Below are 17124 nucleotides of genomic sequence, written 5' to 3' on the forward strand. Positions count from 1 at the left end.
ACCGCCTGGCGATTTACCAGCCTCCGCTCGGGACAGCCTGCCGCCTCCGATCGGTCACCCACAGGTGGCAAGCACACACACGCAGCCAATCCGGCCAATTGTCGAACACCCCAGTAGGGCCGAGCGCGCGGGAACGAACCCGCCGCCAGCCCAGGAAGCCCGAATATGAACTCGTCCGTCTCTGCTCTGCCGCTGTCCACCCTGAGCCCTGCCAATGAAGCGCTGACCTTGCGTCTGCCCAGCTCATTGCAACTCAAACAGCAATTACCCCTCAGCAATGCCCTGACCCGGCAAGTCGCCGACCACCGTCAGGCAGTTCGCGCGATCCTCAACGGTGAAGACTCCCGTCTGCTGGTCATCGTCGGCCCCTGCTCGATTCACGACCCCCGTTCAGCCCTCGAATACGCCGCCAACCTGGCCCGGCTGGCCACCGAAGTCAGCGATGAAATGCTGCTGGTGATGCGCGCCTACGTCGAAAAACCCCGCACCACAATTGGCTGGAAAGGGCTGGCCTACGACCCGCATCTGGATGGCAGCGACGACATGGCGAGTGGTTTGACGCTGTCCCGCGAATTGATGCGCGAAATGCTCCAACTGGGCTTGCCCGTTGCCACCGAACTGCTGCAACCGATGGCCGCCGGCTACTTCGACGACCTGCTGAGCTGGGTCGCGATTGGCGCCCGTACCACCGAATCACAGATCCACAGGGAAATGGCCAGCGGCCTGAGCATGCCGGTAGGGTTCAAGAACGGCACCGATGGCGGTGTGACTGTCGCCAGCGACGCCATGCGCTCGGCCGCCCATCCGCATCGTCATTTCGGCGTCGATAGCCAAGGGCACCCTGCAATCATTCAGACGCCGGGCAACCCCGACACTCATCTGGTGCTACGTGGTGGCCATCGCGGGCCGAATTACGACCGCGACAGCATCGCCCAAGTACACAGCGACTTGACCAGACTCAAGATCCCGGCGCGGATCATGGTTGACTGCAGTCACGCTAACAGCGGTAAAGATCCATTGCGTCAGCCAGCCGTGTTCAACGACGTGCTTGAGCAGCGCCTGCAAGGTGATCGCTCGCTGGTCGGCATGATGATTGAAAGCCATCTGTTCGAAGGCTGCCAGCCATTGAGCCCGTCGCTACGCTACGGTGTGTCGGTAACGGACGGCTGCCTTGGCTGGACCGGGACGGAACAATTGTTGCTGCAGGCAGCCGAGCGACTTCGTACGCAGCGCCACACTCAACAGCCAAAGTGACCCATGCCCGCCTTCCGGTTTTCAATCGAAAACCGGAAGGCGGTTGACGTTAAATCAGGTTACGAGTGCACTTGCACCAACGTGGCTTCGGACTGCTGGCTCACCTCGTCAAGACGCTCGACCGAATAGGCTACTCGGACCGTCAAGTCCTGATGCTCGCGCCAAAACCTGTACGGAACGATAAATACCAGCGGTTGACCGGCCATTTCCCTGGAAACTTCACGATCATCGCGATGACTGAAATGCTCCCCGTCACATTTCAGATAGACCAGTTCCCCCTCTTCGGCCTGGGCATCGTCGATCACGACGGTGACACCATCGATCGCATCTTGCAGATCCAGCCAACCTTCATCGGCTTCCAGAACGGTAGGTGGCAAAAGCGGTCCTCGCTCCAGCGGGCCGATCAACAGCTGTACAGGCTCCGAGAAGCGTGACGGCTGCCCACTCCGCTCGATGCAATAGCTGATCGTAACGACTGCCCCGAGATTGGGTGCAATACAGTCGGAATTTACCCAAAACGATAGTTCGGCTCCGACTGCAAAGGATTCGATTTTCAATGCGTCACTGAAACTCGCTTGTGGCGTAACACCTGCCCAGGACAACAAGACCCGATCTCCAGCTGCCATCCGGGCATACGGCCTGATCGTTACGCGCGCGCCCTGCGCGACCCTGTCCGGATCGAGCGTGCCGCCCACCGCATCGTCCACAATCACAGGCAGCAAATCTGGCCGGGCATCACCGACGCTCAGGTATAAACGCCCAGACTCCACAGGTTCACGAAGACGCGCAGTGTAGAGGGTGTAATAAAGCTCGAGTGACCCGCCGTCCAGTGCGGCGATGTGCATAGCCGATACGCTAAAGACAATCGCCCTGCCCACCTGAGCTTCGCTGACAAAACGCGATACCTCATACCGATACGCAATACCCTCTGCATCGATGCCAGACCAGAACATGACTAGTTTGTCTCCACAAGCCATGTCCGGATAAGGCACGACGGTGATAATGGCCTTATTGTCGGACGGATCGAGCGTGGCGTTATCCGCCTGATCCAGCTGTGGTGCCACCAGGCATTGCTCTACAACATTCAAGTTATCTGCTTCATAAGTAGTCATTCAACGCTCCAGTCCTTGGAATAAATGCCGCCTTGAGGTCGGCATCGAACGAAGCCTATTGAAACCCACGGTACTGATTCGCGCTGCCGGACAATCGCGTCGGCTTGCACGGTAAAAGGACGTTTCAGAGGTAGGTCATTGTGAAGAAACGTGCAGTCATCGTTAAAAAGATGTCCGGATATTCCGACCAAGACCTCATGCTCATCCGAACTTTCGTACCATTTCTATTCCGTTTTCGTCAGGTTACAGCGGCTTTTTCATACATCGCCGTGCGGGTGGTGTGCTTTAGAGTGCCCCCTTGAGCACACACCTGACTTACTGCGAAAAAGGAATGTATATGCTACGGAATGCAACCACTCAGTATCCGATCCTGCTGGTCCACGGGCTCTTCGGCTTCGACCGCATTGGCAACCTGGAACTGTTCCATGACGTCAAACTGGCCCTGAGAAACGCCGGCGCGAGAGTTTTCATCCCACACCTGTCAGCCACCCACAGTAATGAAACCCGCGGCGAACAACTGTTGGCGCAGATCGACCGGGTATTGCAAGGAACCGGTGCAAGCAAAGTCAACCTGATCGGTCACAGTCAGGGGGCACTGGCTGTACGGTATGCGGGAGCGCTAGCGCCGGAGGCGGTCGCTTCGGTGACATCGGTCAGCGGACCGAACCATGGCTCGGAACTGGCCGACTTCCTGCGCAAGGCGCTGACGCCCGGGCGCCTGCCGGAGCATGTCGCCGGAGCGGTGGCCACCCTGTTCGCCGACTTCCTGTCGTTGCTCAGTGGCAACCGGCACCTGCCGCAGAACGCCATCGCCGCGCTCAATGCGCTGACCACCGAAGGCGTCGGCGCATTCAACGACAAGTACCCTCAAGGGTTACCGAAAACCTGGGGCGGCAAGGGCCGCGAATTGGTGAACGGCGTGCGCTACTATTCCTGGAGCGGCACCCTGCAGGGAAACATTCTCGATGAGGGGCTCCATGCACTCAATCCGCTGCACGGATTCCTGCGGGCCTTCTCCCACTATTTCACCACCGAAGCCGAACAGAATGACGGCATGGTCGGCCGATTCAGCGCCCATTTGGGGAAAGTGATCCGTTCAGACTATCCGCTGGATCATCTGGAAAGCCTCGGCCAGACAACCGGTCAGGTCCGCAAGGGCATCGACCCGATCGCCCTGTACGTACAGCATGCCGAACGCTTGAGAAATGCTGGCCTTTAAGCAATACCTTGATGCCACGCGATAGACGGAACTGATATCCACGGAATTGATATTCACGGAACTTTGAGAGAGAAATAGCCCACTGAATCCGGTAGGCTCCGCACTTTATTGAACATTGAATGGAGTATTTTCCCATGGCCAAAGCCACTGCCCGTCACATCCTGGTTGCCAGCGAAGCCAAGTGCAACGAACTCAAAGCCCAAATCGAAGGCGGCGCCGACTTCGCCGAAGTCGCTAAAGCCAACTCCACCTGCCCGTCCAGCCGCCAGGGCGGTGACCTGGGTTCGTTCGGTCCAGGCCAAATGGTCAAGGAATTCGACACCGTGGTCTTCAGCGCACCGATCAACGTGGTACAAGGCCCGGTCAAGACCCAGTTCGGTTACCACCTGCTGGAAGTGACCAGCCGTCAGGACTGATCAACCCTTGAGTTTGCTACACAACGGCCCGCCTTTTGGTGGGCCGTTGTGTTTTCGTTACGTGATACGGCTGGCGAGGGACGCGCCGCTAGCGTACAAATTGTGGTTATCGACCACCCGGCTCTAAGGCTGACAATGCGACTGGTTTTCCTCACTTTGTTGTTCACTGCCGTGGCCCTGTTATTGGGCGCCGCCGGTGTGAACGCTGCACCGCAACATGCGTTGACCGTGTACGGTGAACCGGCGAAGTATCCCGCTGGCTTCAGCCATTTCGCCTACACCAACCCGCAAGCGCCCAAGGGCGGCACGATGCGTCGCTCGGCGATGGAAATCGGTCATTTCGACCATATCCTGCCGTACATCGACAAGGGCACGGGTGTCACGCAGATCGATGGCTTGATCTACTCGCCCCTGGCCCAGCGCTCGCTGGACGAACCCTATACCGTTTACGGCCTGGTGGCCCAACAGATGGAGCGCGCCAACGACGGACTGTCGCTGCGTTTCTACCTGAATCCGAAGGCCCGTTTCGCCGATGGCAAACCGATCACCGCTGAAGATGTGCGCTATACCTTCGACCTGCTGATGACCCAAGGCAGCCTGCGCTATCGCACCCAATTCGCCGACGTCAAAGGCGTCGAGGTAGAGTCACCCCTTACCGTTCGGTTCGACTTCAAGAGCAACGAAAACCGCACCCTGCCCCTCGACCTCGCTACCTTGCCGGTACTTCCCGAGCACTGGTGGAAAACCCGCGACTTTGCCAATGGTGGCGGTTACGAGCCCCCGCTGGGCAGCGGGCCATACCGCGTGAGTAAGGTCGACTCCGGGCGCAGCATCACCTTCGAGCGCAACGCCGACTGGTGGGGCAAAGATCTGCCAGTCAGTCGCGGCCTCTATAACTTCGATCATTTCAGCATCGAATACTTCGGCGATACCGACGTTGCCCGTCAGGTGCTGCGTGGCGGCGCCTACGATTACAACCGCGAATTCTCCGCCACCGCCTACTCCATCGGCTACGAAAGCCCGGCCCTTAGCGACGGTCGCCTGCAAAAGGCCCACCTGGCCAAAGAGGCACCGCAATCGGCCCAGGGGTTTGTGTTCAACCTGCAAAACCCGATGTTCCAGGACCGCCGCGTGCGTCAGGCCCTGGCCATGCTCTGGGATTTCGAGTGGAGCAACCGGCAGATGATGCGAGAACTGTACATCCGCCAGCAGAGCTACTTTTCCAATACCGACCTTGCAGCCCGGCAACTGCCCGACGCAGATGAGCGAGCGATTCTCGAACCGCTGCGCGGGCAAATCCCCGACGAAGTCTTCACCCAGGTCTTCGAAGCACCGAAAACCGACGGCAGCGGCGTGATTCGCGACAAACAGTTGCAAGCCCTGGACTTACTCGAACAGGCCGGCTGGAAACCCGATGGCGATCAACTGGTCAATGCCCAAGGTCAACCGCTGAGCTTCACCTTCCTGATCAGCCAGAACGGCATGGATCGATTGCTGCTGCCTTATAAGCGCACCCTGAAACAAATCGGCATCGAGCTGAATATTCGCCGCATCGACGCCTCCCAGTACATAAACCGCCTGATGTCCCGGGATTACGACATGATCGTCACCGGCTATCCGGTTACCACCTCGCCGGGCAACGAGCTGTACAACTACTTTGGCTCGGCGGCGGCCAACGATCCTGGTTCCAACAACTACATGGTGCTGAAGAACCCAGCGGTCGATACGCTGATCAACGGCCTGGTTCGCGCCACCACCCAGACTGACATGCTGCGCTACGCCCATGCCCTGGACCGCGTCCTGCAATGGAACTTCTACTGGATTCCCAATTATTACCCGCCAGGCAGCTCGACCGTGTGGTGGAACCGCTTCGGCATTCCCTCGGTGCAAGCGAGCAATGACGAAGCCATCGACAGTTGGTGGGAAGTGAGTTCCACCCCCTTGACCAACCAACAGATGACCGCCGAACTCATCAAACGCGGCAAACCCGGAGGGCCGCACTGATGTGGGCTTACGTACTGCGGCGCTTGCTGCTGATCATTCCGACACTGGTGATCATTCTTCTGGTCAACTTCGTCATCGTCCAGGCCGCTCCGGGCGGTCCCGTGGAACAGGCTATCGCGCACCTGCAAGGCATCGGCGGCGCGAATGTCGGCGGGGGTTCCAGCGAAGCGCTGCAGGGCAGTTCGCGCGCCAGTCGTGGGCTCGATCCACAGTTGATCAAGGAGATCGAAAAGCAATACGGCTTCGATAAGCCGGCACCCGAACGCCTGTGGCTGATGCTCAAGAGCTACGCCCGCCTCGACTTCGGCAAGAGCTTTTTTCGCGGCGCCACCGTCACCGACCTGATTCTGGAAAAGATGCCGGTGACCATTTCCCTCGGGCTCTGGGCCACGTTGATCACCTACCTGGTGTCGATCCCTCTGGGCATCCGCAAGGCTGTGCATCATGGCAGCCATTTCGATATCTGGAGCAGCACCGCGATCATCATCGGTTACGCCATGCCGGCGTTCCTGTTCGCGATGTTCCTGATCGTGGTCTTCGCCGGCGGCACCTCATTGAACTGGTTCCCGGTGCGCGGTCTGGTCTCGGACAATTTCGAGTCGCTGTCGACCCTGGGCAAAGTCGCCGATTACTTCTGGCACCTGGTGCTGCCGGTGACGGCACTGGTGGTCGGCGGTTTCGCCACCCTGACCATCCTCACCAAGAACTCCTTCCTCAATGAAATCACCCGCCAATACGTGGTCACCGCCCGGGCCAAGGGCTTGAGCGAACGCAGGGTGCTTTACGGCCATGTGTTTCGCAACGCCATGCTGCTGGTGGTGTCGGGAATTCCGCAGGCTTTCATCAGCGTCTTTTTCGCCGGCTCGCTGCTGATCGAAGTGATTTTCTCCCTCGATGGCCTGGGGCGCATGAGTTACGAAGCCGCGGTGTCACGGGACTATCCGGTGGTATTCGGTTCGCTGTTCATCTTCACCTTGTTCGGCCTGCTGATAAAAATCATCGGCGACCTTTGCTACACCCTGGTCGACCCGCGTATCGACTTCGCTGCGAGGAACGCCTGATGTTCAAGCTCTCGCCGCTGGGCCGTCGCCGTTTCGACCGTTTCAAGAAAAACCGCCGGGGCTGGTGGTCGCTGTGGTTGTTTATCGGCCTGTTCCTGCTGACCCTGGGCGGCGAGCTGATCGCCAACGACAAACCGCTGATGGTCAGTTATCAAGGCTCGCTGTACTTCCCGGCGCTCAAACGCCACACCGAGCAGGAGTTCGGTGGGCAATTGCCATTCCAGGCCGACTACCGCAGCGATTACGTGCAGAAGCTGATCCACAAGGATGGCGGCTGGATGCTGTTCCCACCGATCCCGTTCAGCGACGACACGCCCAATTACGACCTCAATCAACCGGCGCCGAGCCCGCCGTCGAAGGTCAACTGGCTGGGCACCGACGATCAGGCCCGCGACGTGCTGGCCCGGGTGATTTTCGGGGCGCGGGTGTCGATTCTGTTCGCGCTGGCGCTGACCTTCATCAGTGCGTTGATCGGCATCGCCGCCGGAGCACTGCAAGGCTATTACGGTGGCTGGGTCGACCTGATCGGTCAGCGCTTGCTGGAAGTCTGGTCGGGGCTGCCGGTGCTGTACCTGCTGATCATTCTGTCTGGCTTCGTCGAGCCGAATTTCTGGTGGCTGCTGGGGATCATGGCGCTGTTTTCCTGGCTGGCCCTGGTGGACGTGGTGCGCGCCGAGTTCCTGCGCGGGCGCAACCTGGAATACGTCAAGGCCGCCCGTGCGCTGGGCCTGACCGATCGCAAGGTGATCGTGCGGCACATTCTGCCCAACGCGATGAACGCCACCCTGAGTTATTTGCCGTTCATTTTGACCGGGGCGATTTCTACCCTCACGGCGCTGGATTTTCTTGGCTTCGGCATGCCGGCCGGCAGTGCGTCCCTGGGCGAATTGATCGGTCAAGGCAAGCAGAACCTGCAAGCACCGTGGCTGGGTTTGACGGCTTTCTTCACCTTGGCGTTGATCCTTTCTTTATTGGTGTTCATCGGAGAGGCGTTGCGCGATGCCTTTGATCCACGATCATGACGCGGACTGTTGATATGAGTGACAACCTGATCGAAATCCGTGACCTCAACGTGGCCTTCAGCGGCCAGACCGTGGTGCGCAACCTGTGCCTGGACATCCGCCCCGGCGAGTGCCTCGCGCTGGTCGGCGAGTCGGGTTGCGGCAAGTCGGTGACTGCCCACTCGATCCTGCAACTGCTGCCCGAGACCGGCACTGAAACCACCGGCAGAATTCGCTACCGCGGTCAGGAACTGATCGGCACCGACATCAAGATTTTGCGCGAGCTGCGCGGCAACCGGATCGCGATGATCTTCCAGGAACCGATGACCTCCCTCAACCCGCTGCACAGCATTGAAAAGCAGATCGGCGAAACCCTGCTGCTGCATAAGGGGCTGGGCGGCAAAGCGGCGCAAGCGCGGATTCTCGAGTTGCTGCAACTGGTGGGCATCCAGAAACCCGAAGAGCGGCTCAAGGCCTATCCGCATCAATTGTCCGGCGGCCAGCGACAACGGGTGATGATCGCCATGGCACTGGCCTGCGAACCGGAATTGCTGATCGCCGATGAGCCGACCACCGCGCTGGATGTGACGGTGCAGCGCAAGATTCTGCTGCTACTCAAATCGCTGCAACAGCGGCTCGGTATGTCGCTGCTGCTGATCAGCCACGACCTCAATCTGGTGCGCAGCATCGCCCAACGGGTATGCGTGATGCGTGCCGGGGAAATCGTCGAGCAGGCGCCCTGCGAAACACTGTTCACCGAGCCGAAACATCCTTACAGCTGCGTACTATTGAACGCCGAACCGGAAGGCGAAGCCCTGCCCCGGGACGAGCGCGAAAAAGTGCTGGAAGTGGATAATCTGCAAGTGCGGTTCGCCATCGGTGGTGGCCTGTTTCAGCGTAAAACTTACCTGCACGCGGTGGACGGCATCAGCCTGAACATCCAGCGCGGCAAGACGTTGGGCATCGTCGGTGAGTCCGGTTCGGGCAAGTCCACGCTGGGTCAGGCGATCCTGCGCTTGCTCGACTCGCAGGGCAGCATTCGCTTTCAGGGTGCGGCGCTGGATGGCCTGACGCAAAAGCAGCTGCGGCCGTGGCGCAAAAAGATGCAGGTGGTGTTCCAGGACCCCTTTGGCAGTCTCAGCCCGCGTATGTCCGTGGCGCAGATCATCAGTGAAGGCCTTGAGGTTCACAGCCAATCCACCCCGGATGAATGCGAAGCCCAGGTGATCCGGGTGCTGGAAGAAGTCGGCCTCGACCCGCAAAGCCGTCACCGCTACCCGCACGAATTCTCCGGCGGCCAACGCCAGCGCATCGCCATTGCCCGCGCGCTGGTGCTGAAACCGGCGCTGATCCTGTTGGATGAACCGACCTCGGCACTGGATCGCACAGTGCAAAAACAAGTGGTCGCCCTGCTCCGTCAGCTTCAGGAAAAACATGGCCTGACCTACCTGTTCATCAGCCACGACCTGGCGGTGGTGCGCGCCCTGGCCCACGACATGATCGTGATCAAGGACGGCAAAGTGGTTGAAAGCGGCGCGAGCCACGACGTGTTCGATTCGCCGCAGCATCCGTATACCAAAGAGCTGTTGGCGGCGGCGCGTCCGGGGTGGGCATAATCCCGTGTACGCCGATGAACCGCGTCGCGGGCAAGCCCGGCTCCCACAGGTTTTATGTCGTGCCTAAATTCAGCGGCAACCCCAAATCCTGTGGGAGCGGGCTTGCCCGCGATTGGGCCGGCACAGGCAATACTTAATCAGGATCAGCCCCCATGGACATCACCGAAAGCCTCAAGGACTACCAGCGCGTTCGCACCCTGGCGATCCGCTCGCTGTTCGAAATCATCGAGCAATCGAGCGAAGGCACGGTGATTGTCGACCGCGATGCGAACATCGTCTGGATGAACGAGCGTTATGCCCGGCGCTTCGGTCTCGAATCGGCCGCAGGTGCAATCGGCAGGGCCTGTGAAAGCGTGATCCCCGGCAGCCTGTTGCGTGAGGTGGTGCGCACCGGACGACCCATCCTGCTGGACATGCAGGACACCCCCAAGGAGCCGCTGGTGGTGATGCGCCTGCCGATTCACGACGATGCCGGCGCGGTGATCGGCGCCATCGGTTTTGCTCTGTTCGATGAATTGCGCAGCCTGTCGCCGATGCTCAAGCGCTACTTGAGCATGCAGGAAGAACTGGCATCGACCCGCTCGCTGCTGCGGGCGCGGCAGACCAAGTACAACTTCGCCCATTTCATCGGCACCAGCGCCGCCAGCCTCGAAGTCAAACGCCGCGCCCGGCGCAGCGCCAGTGCCGAGTCGCCGGTGTTGTTGCTCGGCGAAACCGGTACCGGCAAGGAGTTGCTGGCCCAGGCGATCCACGGCGCCTCGCCTCGGGCGCACAAAGCGTTCGTCAGCATCAACAGCGCGGCGATTCCCGAATCGCTGCTGGAAGCCGAGTTCTTTGGTACCGCACCCGGCGCGTTCACCGGCGCGGATCGCAAGGGCCGTACCGGCAAGTTGCAGATCGCTCAGGGGGGCACGCTGTTTCTCGACGAGATCGGCGACATGCCGCTGCCACTGCAAAGCAAACTGCTGCGCGTGTTGCAGGAAAAGGAATTCGAACCGGTGGGCTCCAACGAAGTGATCCAGAGTGATGTGCGGGTGATCGCGGCCACCTCCACCGATCTGGAAGCGGCGATCAAACGCGGCGAGTTTCGTGCCGACTTGTATTACCGCCTCAACGTGCTGCCGATTCAGGTCCCGCCCCTGCGTGATCGACTCGACGACCTGCCAGCCCTCAGCGAAGCGATCCTCGAAGAGCTGCGCAGTCAGCACGAACTGAACTCCGAAGCCCTGGATTTGTTGGGTCAACACGCCTGGCCGGGGAACATCCGCGAACTGCGCAACGTTCTGGAGCGCGCGGCGTTACTCAGTGATGATTTGATGCTGAACGCGGCGGATATCCGCGCGGCGATTGGCAGTTTTACCCCGGTGCAGCGTGTGGCGCCCTTAGCCATCGAGCCGGTTGCCCATGAAACCTTCAGTGAGGCTCGCGAACGGTTTGATCGGCAATTGATTGAATCCGCCCTCGCGCAATGTGGCGGGAAGGTTATCGAAGCGGCGGCTCGGTTGGGTCTGGGGCGGTCGACGTTGTACAAGAAGATGGTGGCGTTGGGGATTGCGGAGTCTCAATAACGAGACACTGATCTCCATTGGTAGATAGATTTTCAAAATCAATAGATCGCAGCCTTCGGCAGCTCCTACGGTGGATTTTCGCGTTCCCCTGTAGGAGCTGCCGAAGGCTGCGATCTTTTTTTGCGCCGAACGTCTCTAAATAGAGACCACAGTCTTCCTGGCTTTCAAAAAAATCAAAATAAAATCTTATATTTCAATAACTTAATCTTCTGGCACGAAACTCGCTATAGCCCTTCCCACAAAGCTTCACCCTACAAAAATAACAATCGAAGGAGACACACCATGAGTGTGATCATTGCCTTGGCAGCTCTCACGCTGCTGATGGTGGCTGCTTACCGTGGCTACAGCGTTATCCTCTTTGCCCCGATCGCCGCCCTCGGCGCCGTCCTGCTCACTGACCCTTCCGCGGTTGCCCCAGTCTTCACCGGGGTGTTCATGGAAAAAATGGTCGGCTTCGTCAAACTGTATTTCCCGGTGTTCCTGCTCGGTGCCGTGTTCGGCAAGCTGATCGAGTTGTCGGGTTTCTCGCGCTCCATCGTCGCAGCGGCAATTCGCTTGCTCGGCACTCGCCAGGCGATGCTGGTGATCGTGTTGGTCTGCGCCCTGCTCACTTACGGCGGCGTGTCGCTGTTTGTGGTGGTGTTTGCGGTCTACCCGTTTGCCGCCGAGATGTTCCGCCAGAGCAATATTCCCAAACGCCTGATCCCGGCGACCATCGCCCTCGGCGCGTTCTCGTTCACCATGGATGCCCTGCCCGGCACTCCGCAGATCCAGAACATCATCCCCAGCACCTTCTTCAACACCACCGCCTGGGCGGCACCGTGGCTGGGATTGATCGGCACGATTTTCGTGTTCTGCGCCGGCATGCTGTTTCTTCAGCGCCAGCGCAACAAGGCCCAGCGCACGGGTGAAGGTTATGGTTCAGAGCTGCGCAACGAACCGGAAACCGCGCCGGACATCAAGCTGCCCAACCCGTGGATCGCGCTCTCCCCGCTGTTGATGGTGGGCCTGATGAACCTGCTGTTCACCCGCTGGATTCCGCTGTGGTACGGCAAGACTCACAGCCTCTCGTTGCCAGGCATGGCAGCGCCGGTGACCACCGACATCGCCAAACTGACGGCGATCTGGGCGGTCCAGGCAGCCTTGCTGGTGGGCATCGTCATGGTGCTGGTGTTCGCCTTTCAGACGATTCGCGGCAAGTTGGCCGAAGGCAGTAAAAGTGCGGTCAGCGGCGCGCTGCTGGCGGCGATGAATACCGCGTCGGAATACGGTTTCGGTGCAGTAATCGCCTCGCTTCCGGGTTTCCTGGTGCTGTCCGGCTGGCTCAAAAGCATTCCCAACCCGCTGGTCAACGAAGCGATTACCGTGACCCTGCTGGCCGGCATCACCGGTTCGGCGTCGGGCGGCATGAGCATTGCCCTGGCGGCAATGTCCGAGACGTTCATCAGCGCCGCCCACGCCGCCAATATTCCGCTGGAAGTGCTGCACCGGGTCGCCGCGATGGCCAGTGGCGGCATGGACACCCTGCCGCATAACGGCGCGGTGATTACTTTGCTGGCGGTCACCGGTTTGACCCACCGCGAGGCCTACAAAGACATTTTCTGTATTACGCTGATCAAGACACTCGCTGTTTTTGTGGTGATCGGTACTTTCTACGCCACTGGCATTGTGTGAGGTATTCATGACGACTCTTTCGGGCAAGACCGCACTGGTCACCGGTTCCACCAGCGGCATCGGTCTGGGAATCGCCCTGAGCCTGGCCAAGGCTGGCGCCAACCTGATCCTCAACGGTTTCGGCGATGCGTCCAGGGTGATTGCCGAAGTCGCACAATTCGGCGGCAAGGTCGGCCATCACCCGGCCGACGTCAGCGACCCGGCGCAGATCGCCGACATGATCGAGTACGCCGAGCGTGAGTTCGGCGGCGTGGATATCCTGGTCAACAACGCGGGCATCCAACACGTGGCGTCGGTGGAAGATTTTCCGGTGGAGCGCTGGGATTCGATCATGGCGATCAACCTGTCGTCGGTGTTTCACAGCACCCGCTTGAGTTTGCCGGGGATGCGCGCCAAAGGCTGGGGACGGATCATCAACATCGCCTCGGTGCATGGCCAGGTCGGTTCGGTGGGCAAAGCGGCGTACGTTGCAGCCAAGCATGGCGTGATCGGTTTGACCAAAGTGGTCGGTCTGGAAACGGCTACGACGAACGTCACCTGCAACGCCATCTGCCCGGGTTGGGTGCTGACGCCGCTGGTGCAGAAGCAGATCGATGATCGCGCCGCAACCGGGATCGACCCGCAGCAGGCGCAACATGATTTGCTGGCCGAGAAGCAGCCGTCGCTGGAATTCGTGACGCCGCCGCAACTGGGTGAGTTGGTGCTGTTTTTATGCAGCGAGGCCGGTAGCCAGGTGCGTGGGGCTGCGTGGAATATTGATGGTGGGTGGTTGGCGCAGTAACCCGCAGCCAGACCCCTGTGGCGAGGGAGCTTGCTCCCGTTCGGCTGCGAAGCAGTCGTAAAATCGGTTTTGGGACAGCTTCGCTGTCCAGCGGGAGCAAGCTCCCTCGCCACAGTAGACTGTGTACACATAAGAAAAAGAGGCCAAGCCATGTCCGACATCCTCTGGCAACCCGGCACCGAGCGCATCGGCAAGACCCGCATGGAGGCCTTCCGGCGCTTCGTCAATCAGCGACACACCCTTGAGATCGCCGACTACCCTGCCCTGCACCAATGGAGCATCGATCAGCGGGAAGTTTTCTGGCAGGCCATCGTTGATTTCTTCGACATCCGTTTTCACGATCAACCGGATGCGGTGCTAATAGAAGGCGCACAAATGCCCAGCGCCCAGTGGTTCCCTCGCGCCACGCTGAACTTCGCCGAACACCTGCTGCGCCGTCGCGACGATGCCGTGGCAGTAGTGGCCATCGGCGAAAACGGCCAACGGGAACAACTGACCTGGGCCGAACTGGCGAACCATGTCGCCGGTTTTCAAAACGGCCTGATAGCCGCCGGTGTCGGCCTCGGCGACCGTGTGGCCGCGTGCATGCCGAACACCTGGCAAACCCTGGTGGCCATGCTCGCCACCACCAGTCTGGGCGCGATCTGGTCTTGTTCTTCTCCCGACTTCGGTACCCACGGGGTGATTGACCGCTTCGGCCAGATCGAGCCGAAAGTGCTGATCACCTGCGCCGGTTACCGCTACGCCGGAAAAGAAATCGACCAGACCGCCAAGGTCAATGAAATCCTTGGGCAACTGCCGTCCTTGCAGCAGTTGATCGTTGTGCCTTACGCACGCCCCCAGGCGCACATCGAGGATTTCCGTTGCCAGGCCAACGTGACGCTGTGGGACGATTTCTACGACCCGGGCGGCGAGCCGCAATTCGTTCCCGTGCCCTTCGCTCATCCGCTGTACATCCTCTATTCCAGTGGCACTACCGGCGTGCCGAAATGCATTGTTCACAGCACCGGCGGCGTGCTGCTGCAACACGTCAAGGAACATGGTCTGCACACCGATCTCGGCGCCGGCGACCGTTTGTTCTACTACACAACCTGCGGCTGGATGATGTGGAACTGGCTGGTCTCGGCCCTGGCAGTCGACAGCGCCGTGGTGCTTTACGACGGCTCGCCGTTTCATCCAGGCCCGGAGCGCTTGATCGATCTGATCGACGACGAACGCATCAACGTCTTCGGCACCAGTCCCAAGTTCCTCACCGCGCTGGAAAGCAATGGCGTGAAGCCGTGCGAAAGTCATGACCTGAGCAGCCTGAAAACCGTGCTGTCCACCGGTTCCGCGCTGTCCCCGCAAAGCTTCGATTACGTCTACCGCGCGTTCAAGTCCGACCTGTGCCTGTCATCAATGTCCGGCGGCACCGACATCGTTTCGTGCTTTGTGATCGGTAACCCGGTGCTGCCGGTGCGCCGTGGCGAAATGCAGTGCAAGAGCCTGGGCATGGCGGTCGAAGTCTGGAACGACGCCGGGCAACCTGTGATCGGGGAAAAAGGCGAGCTGGTGTGCACCCGACATTTTCCGGCGATGCCCATCGGCTTATGGCATGACCCTGACGGGGAGAAACTGCGAAAGTCCTATTTCAGCCTGTTCCCCGGCGTCTGGGCCCAAGGCGACTACGCCGAGCAACTGCCTCACGGCGGCATGCTGATCCACGGCCGCTCTGACGCGGTGCTCAACCCCGGCGGCGTCCGCATCGGCACGGCGGAAATCTATCGTCAGGTGGAGAAAGTCCCGCAGGTGCTGGACAGCGTCGCCATCGGCCAGCAATGGCAGGATGACGTGCGAGTGGTGCTGTTCGTGAAGTTGCGCGACGGTATCGAGCTGGACGAAACGCTGCAACAACAGATTCGCCAGGTCATCCGCGCCAACACCACACCACGGCATGTGCCGGCGAAGATAGTCGCGGTGACGGACATTCCGCGGACTATCAGCGGCAAGGTGGTCGAGCTGGCGGTGAGGAATGTGGTGCATGGCCAGAAGGTGAAGAACACCGATGCACTGGCCAATCCCGAGGCGTTGGAGCAGTTTCGTGACCGCCCTGAATTGAACGATTGAAACGTAGATCCACTGTGGGAGCGAGCCTGCTCGCGATGGCGTCGGGTCAATCAATATCGATGTCGCCTGAACACCGCTATCGCGAGCAGGCTCGCTCCCACATTTTTGATCAGCGTCGGCCCCTTCAGTCCACCAATCCCCATTCCCCCGGCGGTGTATGGGGCCCGGGCGTAGCCTCGGCGTGCATTTTCAGGCGCAGTCGCAAGTTGTTCACCGAGTCCGCATGTTTCAGCGCCTCTGCCTCATCGATCGCGCCCTCGGCAAACAGCTCGAACAGCGCCCCATCAAACGTCTGCATCCCTGCCTCTGAAGACTTCTCCATAATCCCCTTGAGCTCGGAAAACTCATTGCGCCGGATCAGGTCGCCGATGGTCGGCGTTCCCAGCATGATCTCCACCGCCGCCCGGCGCTGCCCATCGCGGGTACGCACCAACCGCTGGGAAACAAAGGCCTTGAGGTTATTGCCCAGGTCATGGAGCAGTTGCGCCCGGCGCTCTTCGGGAAAGAAGTTGATCACGCGGTCCAGCGCCTGATTGGCGTTGTGCGCATGCAAAGTGGAAATGACCAGATGACCGGTATCGGCAAACGCCAGCGCGTGCTCCATCGTCTCGCGATCGCGAATTTCGCCGATCAGCACCACATCCGGTGCCTGGCGCAGGGTGTTTTTCAACGCGGCATGAAAACTGCGGGTATCGACGCCGACCTCGCGCTGATTGACGATCGACTTCTTGTGCCGATGGATAAACTCGACCGGGTCTTCGATGGTGATGATATGGCCGCTGCTGTGGCGGTTGCGGTAATCGATCAGTGCCGCCAGCGAAGTCGACTTGCCTGAGCCGGTCGAACCGACGAACAATATCAACCCCTGTTTGAGCATGACGGTTTCGAGCAGCACCGGCGGCAGCTTGAGGTCTTCGAAGCGGGGAATGTCGAGTTTGATGTTGCGCGCCACGATGGACACATCGTTGCGTTGCTTGAAGATATTGAGCCGAAAGCGCCCGACCCCGGCCAGGGAAAGCGCCAGGTTCATTTCCAGTTCGCGATCGAACTCCAGGCGCTGTTCGGCGTCCATGATGGACGCCGCGATGGCTGCGACTTCTCCTGGTTTGAACGCTTGCTCGGCCAGGGGCTTGAGCACACCGTCAAATTTCGCGCTGGGTGGCGCGCCCGTGGACAGGTAAAGATCGGAGCCATTGCGGCTGGACAGAATCTGCAACAGTGCATCGATTTCCATGGCAAAAAACACCCGCGAAGCATTCAATTGAAAAAATGACCCAAAACGGGTCATCCAGCGTCTACCGCCCTGCAAGGA

At 59.9% G+C, this 17124-nt stretch carries 13 protein-coding genes; 11 read left to right on the forward strand and 2 right to left on the reverse strand.

The annotated features are described in order from the left end of the window. Positions 1-165 precede the first annotated feature (165 nt). The gene (locus tag ACZ3HH_RS00650; RefSeq protein ID WP_465802162.1) at positions 166-1254 is read left to right on the forward strand and encodes a 3-deoxy-7-phosphoheptulonate synthase; all 1089 of its coding nucleotides are present in this window, start codon (positions 166-168) and stop codon (positions 1252-1254) included. A gap of 59 nt (positions 1255-1313) precedes the next feature. Here ACZ3HH_RS00650 and ACZ3HH_RS00655 read toward each other — a convergent pair whose 3' ends face one another. After that, a complete protein-coding gene (locus ACZ3HH_RS00655) occupies positions 1314-2366 on the reverse strand; it encodes a hypothetical protein (protein ID WP_465802163.1) in 1053 nt (350 codons plus the stop codon). Between the two features lie 337 nt (positions 2367-2703). Here ACZ3HH_RS00655 and ACZ3HH_RS00660 point away from each other — a divergent pair, with 337 nt between their 5' ends. From ACZ3HH_RS00660 to ACZ3HH_RS00705, 10 genes are all read left to right on the forward strand, one after another. Then, positions 2704-3585: an esterase/lipase family protein gene (locus ACZ3HH_RS00660; RefSeq protein WP_465802164.1), complete on the forward strand. Its 882-nt coding sequence runs from the start codon at positions 2704-2706 to the stop codon at positions 3583-3585. Between the two features lie 134 nt (positions 3586-3719). Next, positions 3720-4001, forward strand: a complete 282-nt coding sequence (locus ACZ3HH_RS00665) for a peptidylprolyl isomerase (protein WP_008150918.1) — start codon at positions 3720-3722, stop codon at positions 3999-4001. Positions 4002-4136: 135 nt separating this feature from the next. Then, entirely contained in the window at positions 4137-6005 is a 1869-nt protein-coding gene (locus ACZ3HH_RS00670) for an extracellular solute-binding protein (protein WP_465802167.1), read from the forward strand. Further along, on the forward strand, positions 6005-7066 hold the full coding sequence (locus ACZ3HH_RS00675) for a microcin C ABC transporter permease YejB (protein ID WP_465802168.1): 1062 nt from the start codon (positions 6005-6007) through the stop codon (positions 7064-7066). Before ACZ3HH_RS00670 ends, ACZ3HH_RS00675 begins: the two co-directional genes overlap by 1 nt. After that, positions 7066-8088 carry an ABC transporter permease gene (locus ACZ3HH_RS00680; RefSeq protein ID WP_465802169.1) on the forward strand — a complete coding sequence of 341 codons (1023 nt, stop codon included), beginning with the start codon at positions 7066-7068 and terminating at the stop codon, positions 8086-8088. Before ACZ3HH_RS00675 ends, ACZ3HH_RS00680 begins: the two co-directional genes overlap by 1 nt. Before the next feature lie 14 nt (positions 8089-8102). Further along, positions 8103-9683: an ABC transporter ATP-binding protein gene (locus tag ACZ3HH_RS00685; RefSeq protein WP_465802170.1), complete on the forward strand. Its 1581-nt coding sequence runs from the start codon at positions 8103-8105 to the stop codon at positions 9681-9683. Positions 9684-9835: 152 nt separating this feature from the next. After that, positions 9836-11251 (forward strand): sigma-54 interaction domain-containing protein, encoded by a 1416-nt coding sequence (locus ACZ3HH_RS00690; protein ID WP_465802171.1) that lies wholly within the window; start codon positions 9836-9838, stop codon positions 11249-11251. A gap of 282 nt (positions 11252-11533) precedes the next feature. Further along, the gene (locus tag ACZ3HH_RS00695) at positions 11534-12925 is read left to right on the forward strand and encodes a GntP family permease (RefSeq protein WP_465802172.1); all 1392 of its coding nucleotides are present in this window, start codon (positions 11534-11536) and stop codon (positions 12923-12925) included. A gap of 7 nt (positions 12926-12932) precedes the next feature. Further along, positions 12933-13706 carry a 3-hydroxybutyrate dehydrogenase gene (hbdH, locus tag ACZ3HH_RS00700; protein WP_465802174.1) on the forward strand — a complete coding sequence of 258 codons (774 nt, stop codon included), beginning with the start codon at positions 12933-12935 and terminating at the stop codon, positions 13704-13706. Between the two features lie 150 nt (positions 13707-13856). Continuing rightward, positions 13857-15812: an acetoacetate--CoA ligase gene (locus ACZ3HH_RS00705; protein ID WP_465802176.1), complete on the forward strand. Its 1956-nt coding sequence runs from the start codon at positions 13857-13859 to the stop codon at positions 15810-15812. Between the two features lie 124 nt (positions 15813-15936). On the opposite strand, the gene ACZ3HH_RS00710 is transcribed toward ACZ3HH_RS00705, so the two are convergent. Beyond that, positions 15937-17046 (reverse strand): PilT/PilU family type 4a pilus ATPase, encoded by a 1110-nt coding sequence (locus ACZ3HH_RS00710; RefSeq protein WP_465802178.1) that lies wholly within the window; start codon positions 17044-17046, stop codon positions 15937-15939. Between the last annotated feature and the right edge of the window lie 78 nt (positions 17047-17124).

This window comes from Pseudomonas sp. PME37.24/025 (assembly GCF_055556615.1).

What these genes read in the sequence shown, in the direction of transcription:
- ACZ3HH_RS00650 (WP_465802162.1), top strand. Translation starts at nt 166, where the DNA reads ATGAACTCGTCCGTCTCTGCTCTGCCGCTGTCCACCCTGAGCCCTGCC.
- ACZ3HH_RS00655 (WP_465802163.1), bottom strand. Translation starts at nt 2,366, where the DNA reads ATGACTACTTATGAAGCAGATAACTTGAATGTTGTAGAGCAATGCCTG.
- ACZ3HH_RS00660 (WP_465802164.1), top strand. Translation starts at nt 2,704, where the DNA reads ATGCTACGGAATGCAACCACTCAGTATCCGATCCTGCTGGTCCACGGG.
- ACZ3HH_RS00665 (WP_008150918.1), top strand. Translation starts at nt 3,720, where the DNA reads ATGGCCAAAGCCACTGCCCGTCACATCCTGGTTGCCAGCGAAGCCAAG.
- ACZ3HH_RS00670 (WP_465802167.1), top strand. Translation starts at nt 4,137, where the DNA reads ATGCGACTGGTTTTCCTCACTTTGTTGTTCACTGCCGTGGCCCTGTTA.
- ACZ3HH_RS00675 (WP_465802168.1), top strand. Translation starts at nt 6,005, where the DNA reads ATGTGGGCTTACGTACTGCGGCGCTTGCTGCTGATCATTCCGACACTG.
- ACZ3HH_RS00680 (WP_465802169.1), top strand. Translation starts at nt 7,066, where the DNA reads ATGTTCAAGCTCTCGCCGCTGGGCCGTCGCCGTTTCGACCGTTTCAAG.
- ACZ3HH_RS00685 (WP_465802170.1), top strand. Translation starts at nt 8,103, where the DNA reads ATGAGTGACAACCTGATCGAAATCCGTGACCTCAACGTGGCCTTCAGC.
- ACZ3HH_RS00690 (WP_465802171.1), top strand. Translation starts at nt 9,836, where the DNA reads ATGGACATCACCGAAAGCCTCAAGGACTACCAGCGCGTTCGCACCCTG.
- ACZ3HH_RS00695 (WP_465802172.1), top strand. Translation starts at nt 11,534, where the DNA reads ATGAGTGTGATCATTGCCTTGGCAGCTCTCACGCTGCTGATGGTGGCT.
- hbdH (WP_465802174.1), top strand. Translation starts at nt 12,933, where the DNA reads ATGACGACTCTTTCGGGCAAGACCGCACTGGTCACCGGTTCCACCAGC.
- ACZ3HH_RS00705 (WP_465802176.1), top strand. Translation starts at nt 13,857, where the DNA reads ATGTCCGACATCCTCTGGCAACCCGGCACCGAGCGCATCGGCAAGACC.
- ACZ3HH_RS00710 (WP_465802178.1), bottom strand. Translation starts at nt 17,046, where the DNA reads ATGGAAATCGATGCACTGTTGCAGATTCTGTCCAGCCGCAATGGCTCC.